This window comes from Streptomyces sp. NPDC002730 (assembly GCF_042888805.1).
GTDB lineage: Bacteria > Actinomycetota > Actinomycetes > Streptomycetales > Streptomycetaceae > Streptomyces.
On record NZ_JBIAQG010000003.1, the window covers coordinates 103,838 to 117,919 of the forward strand.

General features: G+C 69.3%; 15 protein-coding genes and 1 tRNA gene. 8 read left to right on the top strand and 8 right to left on the bottom strand.

Annotated elements, in window-relative coordinates:
* Positions 1-41 precede the first annotated feature (41 nt).
* Together ACFYXH_RS08725 and ACFYXH_RS08730 are read right to left on the bottom strand one after the other, a co-directional pair.
* Entirely contained in the window at positions 42-464 is a 423-nt protein-coding gene (locus ACFYXH_RS08725; protein ID WP_389561388.1) for a hypothetical protein, read from the bottom strand.
* A 227-nt stretch (positions 465-691) separates the two neighbouring features.
* Entirely contained in the window at positions 692-1,828 is a 1,137-nt protein-coding gene (locus tag ACFYXH_RS08730) for a sn-glycerol-3-phosphate ABC transporter ATP-binding protein UgpC (RefSeq protein WP_327324451.1), read from the bottom strand.
* A 179-nt stretch (positions 1,829-2,007) separates the two neighbouring features.
* Here ACFYXH_RS08730 and ACFYXH_RS08735 point away from each other — a divergent pair.
* A tRNA-Thr gene (locus ACFYXH_RS08735) sits at positions 2,008-2,081 on the top strand.
* Between the two features lie 79 nt (positions 2,082-2,160).
* Here ACFYXH_RS08735 and ACFYXH_RS08740 read toward each other — a convergent pair.
* The gene (locus ACFYXH_RS08740; protein ID WP_389561389.1) at positions 2,161-3,558 is read right to left on the bottom strand and encodes an NAD(P)/FAD-dependent oxidoreductase; all 1,398 of its coding nucleotides are present in this window, start codon (positions 3,556-3,558) and stop codon (positions 2,161-2,163) included.
* Between the two features lie 183 nt (positions 3,559-3,741).
* Between ACFYXH_RS08740 and ACFYXH_RS08745 the strand changes: the two genes are divergently transcribed.
* Both ACFYXH_RS08745 and ACFYXH_RS08750 read left to right on the top strand, forming a co-directional pair.
* A complete protein-coding gene (locus ACFYXH_RS08745; protein ID WP_389561390.1) occupies positions 3,742-3,897 on the top strand; it encodes a hypothetical protein in 156 nt (51 codons plus the stop codon).
* Between the two features lie 25 nt (positions 3,898-3,922).
* A complete protein-coding gene (locus tag ACFYXH_RS08750; RefSeq protein ID WP_389561391.1) occupies positions 3,923-4,420 on the top strand; it encodes a GNAT family N-acetyltransferase in 498 nt (165 codons plus the stop codon).
* A 60-nt stretch (positions 4,421-4,480) separates the two neighbouring features.
* Here ACFYXH_RS08750 and ACFYXH_RS08755 read toward each other — a convergent pair whose 3' ends face one another.
* Positions 4,481-5,494 (bottom strand): zinc-binding dehydrogenase, encoded by a 1,014-nt coding sequence (locus ACFYXH_RS08755; protein ID WP_389561392.1) that lies wholly within the window; start codon positions 5,492-5,494, stop codon positions 4,481-4,483.
* Positions 5,495-5,637: 143 nt separating this feature from the next.
* On the opposite strand from ACFYXH_RS08755, the gene ACFYXH_RS08760 reads away from it, so the two are divergent.
* Positions 5,638-6,306 (top strand): pentapeptide repeat-containing protein, encoded by a 669-nt coding sequence (locus ACFYXH_RS08760; protein ID WP_389561393.1) that lies wholly within the window; start codon positions 5,638-5,640, stop codon positions 6,304-6,306.
* Between the two features lie 36 nt (positions 6,307-6,342).
* Here the strand turns inward: ACFYXH_RS08760 and ACFYXH_RS08765 are convergent, their stop codons facing one another.
* Both ACFYXH_RS08765 and ACFYXH_RS08770 read right to left on the bottom strand, forming a co-directional pair.
* The gene (locus tag ACFYXH_RS08765; RefSeq protein WP_389561394.1) at positions 6,343-6,840 is read right to left on the bottom strand and encodes a hypothetical protein; all 498 of its coding nucleotides are present in this window, start codon (positions 6,838-6,840) and stop codon (positions 6,343-6,345) included.
* Between the two features lie 13 nt (positions 6,841-6,853).
* The gene (locus ACFYXH_RS08770; protein WP_389561395.1) at positions 6,854-7,354 is read right to left on the bottom strand and encodes a hypothetical protein; all 501 of its coding nucleotides are present in this window, start codon (positions 7,352-7,354) and stop codon (positions 6,854-6,856) included.
* Positions 7,355-7,662: 308 nt separating this feature from the next.
* Between ACFYXH_RS08770 and ACFYXH_RS08775 the strand changes: the two genes are divergently transcribed.
* Positions 7,663-9,099 (top strand): M1 family metallopeptidase, encoded by a 1,437-nt coding sequence (locus ACFYXH_RS08775; RefSeq protein WP_389561396.1) that lies wholly within the window; start codon positions 7,663-7,665, stop codon positions 9,097-9,099.
* A 54-nt stretch (positions 9,100-9,153) separates the two neighbouring features.
* On the opposite strand, the gene ACFYXH_RS08780 is transcribed toward ACFYXH_RS08775, so the two are convergent.
* A complete protein-coding gene (locus ACFYXH_RS08780; RefSeq protein WP_266547139.1) occupies positions 9,154-9,729 on the bottom strand; it encodes a TerD family protein in 576 nt (191 codons plus the stop codon).
* Between the two features lie 194 nt (positions 9,730-9,923).
* On the opposite strand from ACFYXH_RS08780, the gene arfB reads away from it, so the two are divergent.
* A complete protein-coding gene (arfB, locus tag ACFYXH_RS08785; protein WP_327324444.1) occupies positions 9,924-10,388 on the top strand; it encodes an alternative ribosome rescue aminoacyl-tRNA hydrolase ArfB in 465 nt (154 codons plus the stop codon).
* Between the two features lie 144 nt (positions 10,389-10,532).
* Here the strand turns inward: arfB and ACFYXH_RS08790 are convergent, their stop codons facing one another.
* Positions 10,533-11,033, bottom strand: coding sequence for a flavin reductase family protein (locus ACFYXH_RS08790; protein WP_389561397.1), 501 nt, complete (start codon positions 11,031-11,033; stop codon positions 10,533-10,535).
* Positions 11,034-11,371: 338 nt separating this feature from the next.
* Between ACFYXH_RS08790 and cdgB the strand changes: the two genes are divergently transcribed.
* Both cdgB and ACFYXH_RS08800 read left to right on the top strand, forming a co-directional pair.
* Positions 11,372-13,012 (top strand): diguanylate cyclase CdgB, encoded by a 1,641-nt coding sequence (gene cdgB, locus ACFYXH_RS08795; RefSeq protein WP_389561398.1) that lies wholly within the window; start codon positions 11,372-11,374, stop codon positions 13,010-13,012.
* 87 nt (positions 13,013-13,099) lie between these two features.
* Positions 13,100-14,071, top strand: a complete 972-nt coding sequence (locus ACFYXH_RS08800) for a CBM35 domain-containing protein (RefSeq protein WP_389561399.1) — start codon at positions 13,100-13,102, stop codon at positions 14,069-14,071.
* The last annotated feature ends 11 nt before the right edge of the window (positions 14,072-14,082 follow it).

The window sequence follows — 14,082 nt, forward strand, 5'->3', positions numbered from 1 at the left end:
GGCGGCGGCCCCGCGGCCAGCTCCCGGCTCAGCTCGCGCGGTCAGCTGCCCTGGGTCTGCTGCGAGACGCCGGAGGCGAAGGAGGTGTCGCAGACGGGACGGGAGAACGTCTGGGCGCGGGTGGGGCCGTAGCGGTCCACGGCGGCGCGTCCGAGGGCGCGGGCGAGCGACATGCAGTGCCTGGCGAGCGACGGACGCTCCTCGACCTCGCGCTGGAGGTGGGTGAGCGCGGTGCTCGGGTTCTTCTCCTGGAGTTCGGCGAGCAGTCGGTCGCGCAGAACGTCCTGCGGCGAGCGGGACTTGGCACGCACGGAGACGTTCCGCGAGGACGCGGTGAGAATCTGCGACTCGGTGTTGTGCCCTGCCCACGGCACGCTGGTGACCGCGAGGGTTCCGGAGAGCACCAGGACGACGGGCAGAACGAGGGCAAGAGTGCGGCCGATTCGGCGGGCTGTGTGGGTCACGCGAGCGAGCGTAGCGGGCAGTGATGATTTGGCGACATTTAGTCACTCTGGCGAGGGATCGTTCGACGATGCTTTTCGAATCGGTGTTGACGAACAGGATCGAAATGGCGGATCTGCCGGGGTATTTGTCGACACGCCTGCCCTGGCGGCAGAACGGCCCCGCAGGTAACTGCGGGGCCGTTCCGCCGAATTGGCGGTGACGCCGGACTCGGTCAGTCGCTACTCGGTCAGCCGCTGAGGCGCTCGCCCGTCGAGGTCGAGAAGACGTGGATCTCGCCCGGCCGCGGCACGACGTGCAGCTCGGCACCCTTGTCCGGCACGGAACGCCCGCCGACACGGACCACGAGGTCCTTGTGCTCGCCGCCGACCTGAGCGGAACCGTAGACGTAACCGTCGGCGCCGAGCTCCTCGACGACATTGACGGAGACGGCGAGACCGGCCGGAGCGTCCTCGCTGTCCTTGGAGAGGGACTTGGCCGCGGAACCGTTCAGCTCGACCACGTCGAAGTGCTCGGGCCGGACACCGACCGTGACAGTGGTGTCACCCTTGTCGGCGGCCGCGGACAGGGCCTCACGGGAGACCGGTACGACGCTGTTGCCGAACTTCACGCCGCCGTCGGTGATCGGAACCTCGACGAGGTTCATGGCCGGCGAGCCGATGAACCCGGCGACAAAGAGGTTGGCCGGACGGTCGTACATGTTGCGCGGCGAGTCGACCTGCTGAAGCAGCCCGTCCTTGAGTACCGCCACCCGGTCACCCATGGTCATGGCCTCGACCTGGTCGTGAGTGACGTACACCGTGGTGATGCCGAGACGGCGCTGCAGGCTCGCGATCTGCGTACGGGTCGAGACACGGAGCTTGGCGTCGAGGTTCGACAGCGGCTCGTCCATGAGGAAGACCTGCGGCTCACGCACGATGGCGCGGCCCATCGCGACACGCTGGCGCTGACCACCGGAGAGCGCCTTGGGCTTGCGGTCCAGGTACTCGGTGAGGTCGAGGATCTTCGCGGCCTCTTCGACCTTCTTGCGGATCTCGCTCTTGTTGACGCCGGCGATCTTGAGCGCGAAGCCCATGTTGTCGGCGACGGACATGTGCGGGTAGAGCGCGTAGTTCTGGAACACCATGGCGATGTCCCGGTCCTTGGGCGGCAGGTGCGTGACGTCGCGGTCACCGATGCGTATTGAGCCGGCGTTGACGTCCTCGAGACCGGCGAGCATGCGCAGGGAGGTCGACTTGCCGCAGCCGGAGGGTCCGACGAGGACGAGGAACTCGCCGTCCTCGGTCTCGATCTCGAGCTGGTCGACGGCGGGCTTGGTGGAGCCCGGGTAGACCCGGGTCGCCTTGTCGAATGTGACAGTGGCCATGGTGATGCTTCTCCTTCACCGGCAGGAACGTGCCGGACGATCCGAGTAAGGGAGTGGTCTGGTCCACACACGTGGACCTGCCGAGACGCTACCTGGCATGCCCCGTTCTGTCAGCAGCTGAACGGCGACGAAATATTCGACCGGAGCGCGTGACCGGTCCGGTTAGACTGCTCGGACGCGCCTCCTTAGCTCAGCTGGCCAGAGCAACGCACTTGTAATGCGTAGGTCGTCGGTTCGAATCCGACAGGGGGCTCAGCTGCCCAGGCCGGCGATTCGCCGGCCTGGGCTTTGTCATTCCCGGGGCTGCTGCCGGGTGCTGTCGGCCGGGGGCATCAGTGGCGGCCCGAGATCCGGTCCGCGATCTGTGCGATGCGGTCGGTTTCCGCCGTCCTGGCCGTCGCCTCGCGGCGGTCTGCGCCGCGGTAGGCCGCGTACATGCCCTGTACGCCCAGCCAGCGCAGCGGCTCCGGTTCCCATTTGCGGACCTTGTGGTTCACCCAGGGGAGCGCCGTGAGTTCGGTGGGGCCTGCCTGGCCCGAGTCCTGTTGGATCAGGTCGCGCAGGGTGCGGGCGGCGAGGTTGGTGGTGGCGACGCCGGAGCCGACGTAGCCGCCGGCCCAGCCGAGGCCGGTGGAGCGGTCCAGGGTGACAGTGGCGCACCAGTCGCGGGGGACGCCGAGGACGCCGGACCAGGCGTGGTCGATACGGGCGCCTGCCGTTGTGGGGAAGAAGCGGACCATGATGTCGCGCAGTGCTTCGATGGTGGCGGGCTGGGTGCGGCCGTCGTTGTCGGTGCGAGAGCCGTAGCGGTAGGGGACGCCGCGGCCGCCGAGTGCGATCCGGTCGTCGGCGGTGCGCTGGGCGTACATGTAGGCGTGTGCCATGTCGCCGAGCGTTTCGCGGCCGTCCCAGCCGATGGTGTCCCAGACGGACTGGGGGAGGGGCTCGGTCGCGATCATGGAGGAGTTCATGGGGAGCCAGGCGCGCTTCTGGCCCTTGAGGTTGGCCGTGAAGCCTTCGGTGCAGCGCAGGATGTACGGGGCGCGGACCGTGCCGTACGGGGTGATCGCGTGCTTTGGCTTGATCTCCGTGACGGGGGTCGATTCGTGGATGGTGACGCCAAGGGCTTCGACGGCTGCCGCGAGTCCCTTGACCAGTTTCACGGGGTGCAGGCGAGCGCCGTGCGGGGTCCAGGTGGAGGCGACGGCGCCGGTGACGCGTACGCGCTCGGCGGTCTCGCGGGCGCCGAGCAGTACGCGGTCCTTCTCGCCGAAGGCGATTTCGACGGCGTGGAAGGCTCTGAGGCGGGTCAGCTGGGCGGGGGTGTGGGCGACTTCGAGGACGCCGCCTTTGTGGATGTCGGCGTCGATCTCTTCTTCCGCGGCGACGCGTACGACCTCGTCGACGGTGTCGTTCATGGCCTGCTGGAGGCGGACGGCGGCGTCGTGGCCGTGGAGTTTGGCGTAGCGGTCGCGGCCGGCGATGCCGTTGTAGAGCCAGCCGCCGTTGCGGCCGGAGGCTCCGTAGCCGCAGAACTTGCCTTCGAGGACGGTGATGTTGAGGAAGGGGACGGCCCTTTTGAGGTAGTAGGCCGTCCAGAGACCGGTGTATCCGCCGCCGACGATGCAGATGTCCGCGGTGGTGTCGCCGGGGAGGGGCTCCCTGGGGAGGGGGGTGCCCTCCTGCGCGTACCAGAACGATATGCCGCCGTTGACGGTGTTCGTGCTCATGATGCCCCTGCTGCTCAGCTCGAGTGCGTGTGGCGGGAGGGTACTCGCAGGACCGGGTGGCTGATCGGGCGCCTACCCCGTGGCTCCCATGGTCGTACGCGCCGGTGGTCCTCGCCCACGGTCGTTCTCGCTCACGGTGGTCTTCGCCACGGTCGTCCTCGCCACAGTCGTAGGATCCGGGCCGTGATCGACGTTCCGGACGAGCTGGCAGGTGCGCAGCGGGCGCGGGCCTGGACGCTCGGGCGTGTGCTGCAGAACAGCCTGTGGCATGTGCAGGACGGGAAGACGCGGCTTCAGGCGGAGCAGGTGTCCATCGGTCGGAATCTGTTGGCACGGTAGCCGGGTCGGCGGGCACTCTGACCTCATGATTCGTATCGCCACGCCTGCTGATGTCCCTGAGATCCACCGTATGGTCCGTGAACTCGCCGAGTACGAGAAGGCCTTGGACGAGGCCAGGGCGAGCGAGGAGCAGCTGCACGAGGCGTTGTTCGGCGAGCGGCCCGCCGCCTTCGCGCATATCGCGGAGACCGTGGACGGGGAGGTGGCGGGCTTCGCGCTGTGGTTCCTGAACTTTTCGACGTGGCGCGGAGTGCATGGCATCTATCTGGAGGACCTGTATGTACGGCCCGGGCTGCGAGGCGGCGGTTACGGCAAGGCGCTGCTGACGGAGCTGGCGCGGATCTGTGTGGAGCGCGGCTATGAGCGCCTTGAATGGTCCGTGCTGAACTGGAACACCCCGTCGATCAACTTCTACCGGTCGCTGGGGGCGAGGCCGCAGGACGAGTGGACGGTGTACCGGCTGACCGACGGGGCGCTGGCGTCGCTGGGGGCCGGCCGGCCGTCCGACCGTGCAGCCGTCTGACCGTCCAGCTGTCCAGCCGTTCAGCCGTTCAGCCGTCCGGTCGTCTGACCGTCCAGCCGTCTAGCTGGATGCCGTCCGGGGGATGAGGACGACCTTGCCGACCGTGCCGCGGCTTTCCAGAGCGCGGTGGGCGGCCGCGGCGTCGGCGAGCGGGAAGCGCTGTACGGCGGGGCGGAGGCGGCCGGATGCGGCCTCGGCGAGGGAGCGTTCTTCCAGGACACGTATGTTGCCGCCCGCCTTCTGGAGCATCACCGGGCCCAGTACGCCTTCGGAGGTGATGCCGCGCTCGGCCAGTTCCTCGTCGGTGAAGGTGAGTGGGGCGCCATCGTGGAGGCCTTCGCCGGACCAGCCGAAGACGATGTGCTTGCCGCCTTTGCCGAGTAGGTCGACGGCGGCGAGCGCGGTGGCGCCGCCGACCGAGTCGAAGAGCACGGTGGCGCGGCGGTCGCCGAGGTGGTCGCGGACCTGGGTGGCCCAGTTGTCCTGTTTGTAGTCGACGGCGAGGTCGGCGCCGTTCTCGGCGACCAGGGAGACCTTGGCGGGGCCGCCGGCGAGGCCGATGACAAGGGCGCCGGCGTTCTTCGCGTGCTGGACGAGGAGGGTGCCGATGCCGCCGGCGGCGGCCGTGACGATCGCGATGTCGTCGGGGCCGAGATCGGTGAATTGCAGGATGCCCATGGTCGTACGGCCGGTGCCGATCATGGCGACGGCTTCGGCTTCGTCCAGGTCGCCGGGGATTTCGTGGAGTTTGGCGGCGTCGACGACGGTGAGTTCGGCGTAGCCGCCGGGGGCCATGCCGATGTGGGCGACGACGCGCTTGCCGAGCCAGCTGGTGTCCGTGCCCTCGCCGAGGGACTCGACGATGCCGGCGACCTCGCGGCCGGGGATGGTGGGCAGCTCGGCGGGGGTGGGGTAGGGGCCTTGCATGCCTTCGCGCAGGGCGGTGTCGAGGAGGTGGACGCCGGCTGCGGCGACGGCGATCCGCACCTGGCCCGGGGCGGGGACGGGGTCTTCGGTCCGCTCGTAGATGAGGTTCTCGGCGGGGCCGAAGGCGTGGAGGCGGATGGCGTGCATGGCGGGCTCCCCCTGAGCTGTGTGGTCGGTGACTCCGTGGTCAGTGACTCTGTGGCTACGGGCAACACCCTCCAACCTCAAGCGCGCTTGAGGTCAAGGCGGCTCATCCGGACGTTGTCAGTGGGAGGGGGCACCATGGGGCCATGGCACGGAAACCGGAGAGATCGCGGGCAGCGCAGCGGCCGGAGGTGCGGCTGCCGCCGCTCGTTCCGTACGACGGCGGCGGGCTGGAGCCGGACGGCGACTACGACGGCCTGGAGTTCCAGGATGTGGACCTCGCGGGGCAGTCGGGGCGTGGCGCGCGCTTTATCGACTGTGCGCTGCGCGGGTGCGGCCTGGACGAGGCGGAGCTGCTCAACGCCCGCTTCGTCGACTCCGTGCTCAGTGGCATACGAGGCGTGGGCACTGATCTGGCGGGCGCTTCGCTGCGCGATGTGGAGGTGACGGACGCGCGGCTGGGCGGGGTGCAGCTGCACGGAGCCGTACTGGAGCGGGTGCTGATCCGCGGCGGGAAGATCGACTACCTGAATCTGCGGAAGGGCAGGCTCAAGGACGTCGTCTTCGAGGGATGTGTTCTGTCGGAGCCGGACTTCGGGGGTGCGCAGCTGGAACGGGTGGAGTTCCGGGACTGTGTGCTGCGGCGGGCGGACTTCAGCGCGGCGCAGCTGAAGGACGTCGATCTGCGGACGGTTGCCGAGCTGGACATCGCGCGGGGCGTGGACCGGCTGGCGGGTGCGGTGATCAGCCCGGCCCAACTGCTGGATCTGGCACCGGCGTTCGCGGCGCAGATCGGGGTGCGGGTGGAGAGTTAGTACTGCAGCCCCGCTACCTCAGCACAGTTGGAGTACTCAGAGGCGGGGGAAGCGTGCCTGGAGGTCCCAGACCACCGGGTTGTCGTCGAGACCCTCGTGCATGTCGGAGAGGTCCGCGATCAGGTCGTGCAGGAAGTCGCGGGTCTCGCGGCGCAGCTCGGTGTGGTTGAAGGTGAGGGGCGGTTCGTCGCCGGGCATCCAGTCGGCCTCCACGTCCACCCAGCCGAAGCGCCGCTCGAAGAGCATCCGGTCGGCCGATTCGGTGAAGTCCAGCTCGGCGTACTGGGGCTTCGCGGCGCGGCTGCCGAGCGGGTCGCGGTCGAGCTGCTCGACGATGTCGCACAGCGCCCAGGCGAAGTCCAGTACCGGGACCCATCCCCAGGCTGTGGACACCTCGCGGTCCTCCTTGGTGTCCGCGAGGTAGACGTCGCCGCAGAAGAGGTCGTGGCGCAGCGCCTGGACGTCCGCGCGCCGGTAGTCGGTCTGCGGGGGGTCGGGGAAACGGCGGGAGAGGGAGTAGCCGATGTCGAGCACGTGCTCGATGGTGTCATGCCCGGTGCCGCTTCCAGTACGACCAGGTCAGGGCAGCAAGCAGCGGGCCGATGACAAAGAGCGGGGCGTAGCAGAAACCCGTCACGGTGTTCGCCGTGCCGGACATGTAGGTCTGGCTCTCGACGGTGAAGTAGACCACCACCTGGCTCAGGGCCAGCAGCGTCGCGAACGCCGAGGTGGTGGCGGCCGTGATGGCGACGGTCTTCGGGCGGGGGAGTCGCCACCGGTCGGTGACGAGCAGGAGGGGGAGCAGGGCGGCGCACTCCTGGAGGACGGCCAGGCCGATGACGTACGCGATGCCCCAGCCGGGGATGCCGAACTTGTCGCGCAGGATCTCGTCGCTGTAGCCCACGTAGATACCGGAGGCCATCGCGAGTCGCCACAGTCCGGAGGGGACGGCGCAGAGCGCGATGGCATGTGCGGTCCGGCGGGCCCAGCGGGGCGCAGGGGCGGTGTGTGTGGTCACGGTCGCTGAGGTCACGTTCGCCGTCGTCATGGAGAACAGACTGGCCGTGGACACGGCGAAGCCGCGTCGGCGTTCGGGGCGGACCGCCTCCGCCGCACGGGGGAGGCGGACGGGCGAGGGGGAAGAGCCGCTGCTCCTTCGCCACCGCCACCGCGCCTGCCCTCGTGTCGACGGGGGCGGCCGGCCCGTGCCCGCAAACGGCCCAGGACGCGGCCGGATACCGGGGCCGAGAGCGCCGTACGGGCCCTGCGCGGCCACGTGGATCGCCGCGCTCACCGCGCGCTCGACGCCCTCCTGCGCACGAGTGGCTGAAATCCGCCCCAGATAGGATCAAAAGCGTGGACCTGCGAACTCTCGTACGCACCCTGACGCCCGTCGTCGCCCTGCTTCTCCTCGCGGGCTGCACCGACGCCGAGGCGGGCGTGCGCGGAAAGCCGGGCGCCGCGGGCACGGGTGATCCGCTCTTCCCCAAGCTCGGCAACGGCGGTTATGACGTCCAGCACTACGCCCTGACGCTGGGCTACGACCCGAAGACGGGCCGCCTCGACGGCACCGCCGAGATCACCGCCCGCGCCACTCAGGATCTGAGCGCCTTCAACCTCGACTTCCACGGGATGACGGTCACCGGCGCCACCGTGGACGGCAGGGCGGCCGCTGCCAACCGGGCGGGCGACGAGCTGACGCTGCGGCCGCACCGCGACCTCGACAAAGGCAAGACCTTCCGCGCCGTCGTCCGTTACTCCGGCGTCCCGAAGACGATCGTCGACAAGGACACCGACAAGGACACCGACAAGGACACCGAGAAGCCACGGGAGGGCTGGCTGAAGACCGCCGACGGCGCGCTCGCGCTGGGCCAGCCCATCGGGTCGATGGCCTGGTTCCCCAGTAACAACCACCCGAGCGACAAGGCCACGTACGACATCACCGTCACCGTCCCCGAGAAGCTGCAGGCCATCTCCAACGGCGAGTTGAAGGCGACCCCGAGCACCACCGGCGGGCGTTCCACCTTCCGCTGGACATCGAAGCAGCCCATGGCGAGCTACCTCGTCACGCTCGCCGTCGGCGACTACCGGCTGACGACGTCGCGTACGCCGTCCGGTCTCCCCGTACTCACCGCCGTCAACCAGGCCGTGCCCGACGAAAGCGCCAAGGTCCTCGCCCGGATCCCCGAGATGACGGAGTGGGGGGAGGAGAACTTCGGCCCGTATCCCTTCTCCTCCACCGGTGCGATCGTCGTGCCGGGGGCCGCTGCCGACTACGCCCTGGAGACGCAGACCAGGCCGGTCCTCCCCTTGGACCCGGGCGAGAACGAGCTCGATGTCGAGACGCTCCTCGTCCATGAGGTGGCGCACCAGTGGTTCGGCAATTCCGTGTCGCCCAAGTCCTGGAAGGACATGTGGCTCAACGAAAGCTTCGCCCAGTACGCGGAGTGGATCTGGCTCGAGGACTACCACGACACCCCGGCTCAGAAGAGCTTTGACGAGGCCTTCGCCGAGGAGTCCAACTGGGCCTTCCCGCCGGCCGTTCCGCCCTCCGGGGCGGAGATTTCGGACGCCCCGGTGTACCACCGCGGCGCGATGGTCCTGCACAAGATCCGTCAGGCGGTCGGCGAAGAAGTCTTCTTCGACATCGTGAAGGGCTGGGCGGCGGCGCACCGCCACTCCAACGCCTCCACCGCCGACTTCACCGAGTACGTCGAGAAGAAGTCCGGCAAGGATCTGACCGAGCTCTGGGACACCTGGCTGTACGGGAAGGACAAGCCCGCGGCGCCGTGACAACGGCAGGAGCCCCGGGCCGACGGCCAGGGGCTCCTGTGTGCAGCGCGTACGTCAGAGGTTGACGCCGAAGTCGCGGGCGATGCCCTCGAGGCCCGAGGCGTAACCCTGGCCGACGGCGCGGAACTTCCACTCCGCGCCGTTGCGGTACAGCTCGCCGAAGACCATCGCGGTCTCGGTGGCGGCGTCCTCGCTCAGGTCGTAGCGGGCGAGCTCGGCGCCGCCGGCCTGGTTGACGATACGGATGTAGGCGTTCCGTACCTGGCCGAAGTTCTGGCTGCGGGTGACGGCGTCGTAGATCGAGACCGGGAAGACGATCTTGTCGACGTCGGCGGGCAGACCCGCCAGGTTGACGTTGATCTGCTCGTCGTCGCCGCCGCCCTCGCCGGTGCGGTTGTCACCGGTGTGGACGATGGTCTGGTCCGGCGTGGCCTTGTTGTTGAAGAAGACGAAGTGGGCGTCGGAGGCCACCTTGCCGCCGGGGTTCACGCCGATCGCGGAGGCGTCGAGGTCGAAGTCGGTGCCGGTGGTGGTGCGGACGTCCCAGCCGAGGCCGACCGTGACGGCGGTCAGGCCCGGTGCCTCCTTGGTGAGCGAGACGTTGCCGCCCTTGGACAGGCTTACTGCCATTGGGAAGTCCCCTTCGTGATCGACTGTGCGGGCTTCGAGCCCTCCCGAAGCTACCGTCACACCTCATAACGCAGGCAGGGGACTGCCAGGTTCCACCCGCCTTTGTTCTTTTTGCCAGCGGCTGCCTGCGGCTGCCCGCGCTGTCCGGTGGAAAAGCGGGTGACGTGGACGGCGCCGCACGCGACCATGGACATATGTCCGGGACCCAGCCCCATCGGGGGTCCGGGGGGCGTCCCCCGGGTAAACACAGCATCCGCGGTTCGGTCTTCCTGCCGGAGGCCGAGCTCATGTGGCGTTTCTCGAGGTCGTCGGGGCCCGGCGGGCAGCACGTCAACACCAGCGACTCGCAGGTGGAGCTCCGATTCGACCTCGCCAAGACCGAGGCGCTGCCGCCGGTGTGGAAGGAGCGCGCGCTGGAGCGGCTCGCGGGCCGGCTGGTCGGCGGGGTGATTGCCGTACGCGCGTCGGAGCACCGCTCGCAGTGGCGCAACCGTGAGACGGCCGCGGTCCGGCTCGCCTCGCTGCTCGCGGAGGCGACGGCGCCTCCGCCGCGGCCGCGTCGGGCGACGAAGATTCCGCGCGGTATCAACGAGCGGCGGCTGCGGGAGAAGAAGCAGCGGGCGGAGACGAAGCGCGGGCGCACGGGCCGGGACTGGTAGCGCGCGGCCTCTTGCCGGGGCTCCGCCCCGGACCCCGCGCCTCAATCGCCGGCGGGGCTTGTTTTGGGCTCCGCCCCGGGCCAGGCGCCTCAATCGCCGGCGGGGCTTGGGTTCGCCTCAATCGCCGGCGGGGCTCAGTGTCGCTCAACCAAGCTGGTGGTAGCGGCCCTTGAAGTACGTCAGTGGGCCGCCGTCCGAGCTCTCCAGGCCGGCCTTCAGCACCCGGCCGATCACCAGCATGTGGTCGCCCGCCTCGATCCGCTGCTCGGTACGGCACTCCAGCGTCGCGAGCGCGCCCCGCACCAGCAGCGACCCGCACACCTCGCCCCTCGTGTACGGGATGTCCTCGAACAGCAGCCGGTCGCTGACCCGCCCCTTCATCGCGAAGCGTCCGGCGATGTGCCGCTGGCTCTCCGAGAGCACCGAGACGCCCCACAGCGGTTGTTCCGCCAGCAGGTCGTCCATGCGTGAGCCGTTGCGCAGACTCACCAGTACCAGGGGCGGGTCCAGCGACACCGACATGAACGCCGTCGCGGTCATGCCGACGTCCTCTCCGCGCGGTCCGTAGTCGGCGTCGTTCGCGGTCACCAGCACCACACCCGCGGCCAACCGGGACATGGCTGCGCGGAACTCCTCGTTGCTCACCCCCTCAGCATGGGGGATGGCAACAGCGGCGGGAGTGGGGGTCGTCTGCAACACACGAGGAACGCTAGTCTCGGCCGTCCGTCGCCCGCATCGGGCCTTGGGACCAGTCGAGTCCTAGGACCGGCATACCGGATTTGCGTTCAAGAAAGCGATGGAGCGCTCCCACTCGGCTCGCGCAACACTTCGTCATCTGATGTGACTTGAGTCACAGAGTGCGGTATTTGTTGACCCTGTGTACCGAGTGGGCAGCTCGCTGTGATTCAGTGGCCGTGATACCGCAACAAGAACGCTGATGAGAACCCTGGAGTTTGCTGTCGAGGTCTCGGGGAGAGCGAGCAATGGAGACCGAGTCGGAGCCCTACGTCCGTCTTGCGACCCTGCGGCAGCTGCATCAGGCCGTCGCGGACCTCAACACGGCCCGGAGCTTGGCCGACACTCTGCAGACCGTCGCCGATGGCATCGTCGCAGGACTCGGCTACGAGCTGGCCTGCGTCAATCTCGTTCGTCCCGACGGTGATCTCGTCGTCGCCGCGTTCGCGGGCAGTGCCGCCGCGGAAGCCCTGATCACCGGGCGGGTCGGCTCACGCCCCTCCTGGGAACGCCGGCTCTCCATGGGCGAGGCCTGGGGCGAGCTGCGTTTCATACCGCACACCGAGGGCTGGGTCCTCATCGAGGACGACGTACCGCAGTGGCACACCGAGGGCCCCGATCCCCGCTTCGAGGACGAGTGGCACCCGCAGGACCGCCTCTACGCCCCCATGTACGCATCGGGCGGCGGCCGTGAACTCCTCGGAGTCATATCCGTCGACCGGCCGCGCAATGGCCGCAGGCCGGGAGCCTGGGGCCAGGAAGCGCTCCAGATGTACGCCTCCCAGGCGGCCATTGCGATCAGCAACGCCCGGCTGCGAGCAAATATGCAGCGCGCCCTGGTCCGTCTCGAGCGCGAGCAGCAGGCCCTGCGCGCCAGCGAGGAGTCCTTCCGGCAGGCCTTCGAGTACGCGCCCAGCGGTATGGCCATCGCCGAGATGGGCGGCGACCAGCACGGCCGGCTGCTGCGCACCAACGACGCCCTGTGCCGGCTGCTCGGCCGTCCCGCCTCCGCGATGCGCCGCTACTCCTTCGCCGATCTCGTCCACCCCGAGGATGTCGGCACTCTGCTGCGCACGTCCGCCGAGGGCGGCCGTGCCGAGCTGCGTCTCGGCAGACGGGACGGGACGTACGTCTGGGTCTCGCTGCGCAACTCCGTCGTCGCGGACACCGCTGACGGCCCGCGCTTTCTGCTGACGCACGTCGAGGACATCGAGGAGCGCAAGCGCCACGAGCTGGCGCTCGCCCACCGCGCCTCGCACGACTCGCTCACCGGCCTGCCCAACAGCGCCGAGCTGCGGGCCCGGCTCAGCTCCCGGCTGTGCGAGCGGCCGTACGCGGAGCGGGAGTCGGCCATCGAGGCTCTGGACGCCGCGTACGCCGGTGACGGTGAGCACATTTTCCGCAGCGAGGGCTTCGACACCGACTCGGTCGGCGGCCCGTACAACCACCATGTCCACACCGTCGCGCCCGACGGAGAGACCGACGACGGGACGAAGGGGCTCGCGGTCCTCTTCTGCGACCTGGACGGATTCAAGTCGATCAACGACCGCTTCGGGCACCAGACGGGCGACGCCGTGCTGGTCGAGGTGGCGCGGCGGCTCACCACGGGCGTACGGGACGGGGACACGGTGGCCCGGCTCGGCGGTGACGAGTTCGTCGTCCTCGCCGACGGCCTGGGCTCGGCAGACGCCGCCGACCTGGCCGTACGTCTGCGGAACGCGATCATCCTGCCGATCCGGGTCGGCGGCCGCGGGGTCCGCGTCGGGGCCAGCTTCGGTATCGGCTGGGCGAGCTGCGGGATGTCCGTCGAGGAGGTCCTGCAGTCCGCGGACCAGCGGATGTACATCGAGAAGCGGTCCCGCGCGAAGGTGCACAGGCGGGCGGGCTGAGGTCTACGCCACCCTTTCGGTTGCTCCGAACCGGGTAGGCTCGCCCACGTCGGCGATGTGCTGACGACATGGTGAGGAGTGACTGGGATGACGGCCGCGAACAACGGCGCGAGCACGCCCGAGGACGACGATCCGTTCGGCTACCTGTACGAGGACGGACGGGCAGCAGGCGCGACACCGCCCGGCCAGGGCCGCGGCTACGGCTATCCGGGTCCTGCCGCGCAGCCCGGCGTCCCCAGAACCTCGTACAACCAGGTCCGGACGGTCGGCGAGCGCCAGTACGGCCAGCAGGTCCCGCAGCAGTATGCGTACGGCCAGCAGCAGGGGCACGCCCAGGGCCAGCCGACCGCGCAGTACGCGGCGCCCGAGACCTACCCCGGCGGCGCCCCCACCCGCACGGTCCCGCCGCAGGGCACGGGCCACGGCGGCGGCCGCAGTGGCGGCCCCAACACCAAGGGCCTGCTGATCGGCGCGATCGCGGTCGTCGCGGTCGTCGTGATCGGCATCGGCGCGGCGCTCCTGACGGGCGGCGGCGAGGACAAGAAGGCGGGCGGCCGGCCGGGCGGGAACGGCGGCGCGACTGCGGGCGAGTCCGTGAAGCCCAGCGAGCAGCCGTCCGCGTCGGACAAGCCGGCGGAGCTGCCGAAGCAGGACGCGGCGACGCTGCAGCTGGGGATCCCGGCGAAGCTGGCGAAGGACATCAAGGGCGCGGAAGGCACCGACGGCGCGTATGTGACCGACTTCAACGCGGTGGGCGCGTCGGTCACCTGGAAGGCGAACGTCGCCGAGGCCAAGGAGTACCGGCTGTACGTGCGGTACGCCATCCCGGCCGTGGACGCCAACGCCACCCTGACGGTGAACGGCAAGGCGAACAGCAATCCGCTGGGCCTGAAGAACTTCGTCAAGTCCACGGACCCGAACTGGGAGAAGAACTGGCAGACCACTTGGGCGCCGGTGAACCTCAAGAAGGGTGAGAACGAGATCAAGATCTCGTGCGAGAACGGCAATCAGTGCAACGCCATCCTCGACTGGCTCCAGGTCAGCGACGGGGAGCTCTGAGGACTCTCAGT

What these genes read in the sequence shown, in the direction of transcription:
- ACFYXH_RS08730 (WP_327324451.1), bottom strand. Translation starts at nt 1,828, where the DNA reads ATGGCCACTGTCACATTCGACAAGGCGACCCGGGTCTACCCGGGCTCC.
- ACFYXH_RS08740 (WP_389561389.1), bottom strand. Translation starts at nt 3,558, where the DNA reads ATGAGCACGAACACCGTCAACGGCGGCATATCGTTCTGGTACGCGCAG.
- ACFYXH_RS08750 (WP_389561391.1), top strand. Translation starts at nt 3,923, where the DNA reads ATGATTCGTATCGCCACGCCTGCTGATGTCCCTGAGATCCACCGTATG.
- ACFYXH_RS08755 (WP_389561392.1), bottom strand. Translation starts at nt 5,494, where the DNA reads ATGCACGCCATCCGCCTCCACGCCTTCGGCCCCGCCGAGAACCTCATC.
- ACFYXH_RS08760 (WP_389561393.1), top strand. Translation starts at nt 5,638, where the DNA reads ATGGCACGGAAACCGGAGAGATCGCGGGCAGCGCAGCGGCCGGAGGTG.
- ACFYXH_RS08770 (WP_389561395.1), bottom strand. Translation starts at nt 7,354, where the DNA reads ATGACGACGGCGAACGTGACCTCAGCGACCGTGACCACACACACCGCC.
- ACFYXH_RS08780 (WP_266547139.1), bottom strand. Translation starts at nt 9,729, where the DNA reads ATGGCAGTAAGCCTGTCCAAGGGCGGCAACGTCTCGCTCACCAAGGAG.
- arfB (WP_327324444.1), top strand. Translation starts at nt 9,924, where the DNA reads ATGTCCGGGACCCAGCCCCATCGGGGGTCCGGGGGGCGTCCCCCGGGT.
- cdgB (WP_389561398.1), top strand. Translation starts at nt 11,372, where the DNA reads ATGGAGACCGAGTCGGAGCCCTACGTCCGTCTTGCGACCCTGCGGCAG.
- ACFYXH_RS08800 (WP_389561399.1), top strand. Translation starts at nt 13,100, where the DNA reads ATGACGGCCGCGAACAACGGCGCGAGCACGCCCGAGGACGACGATCCG.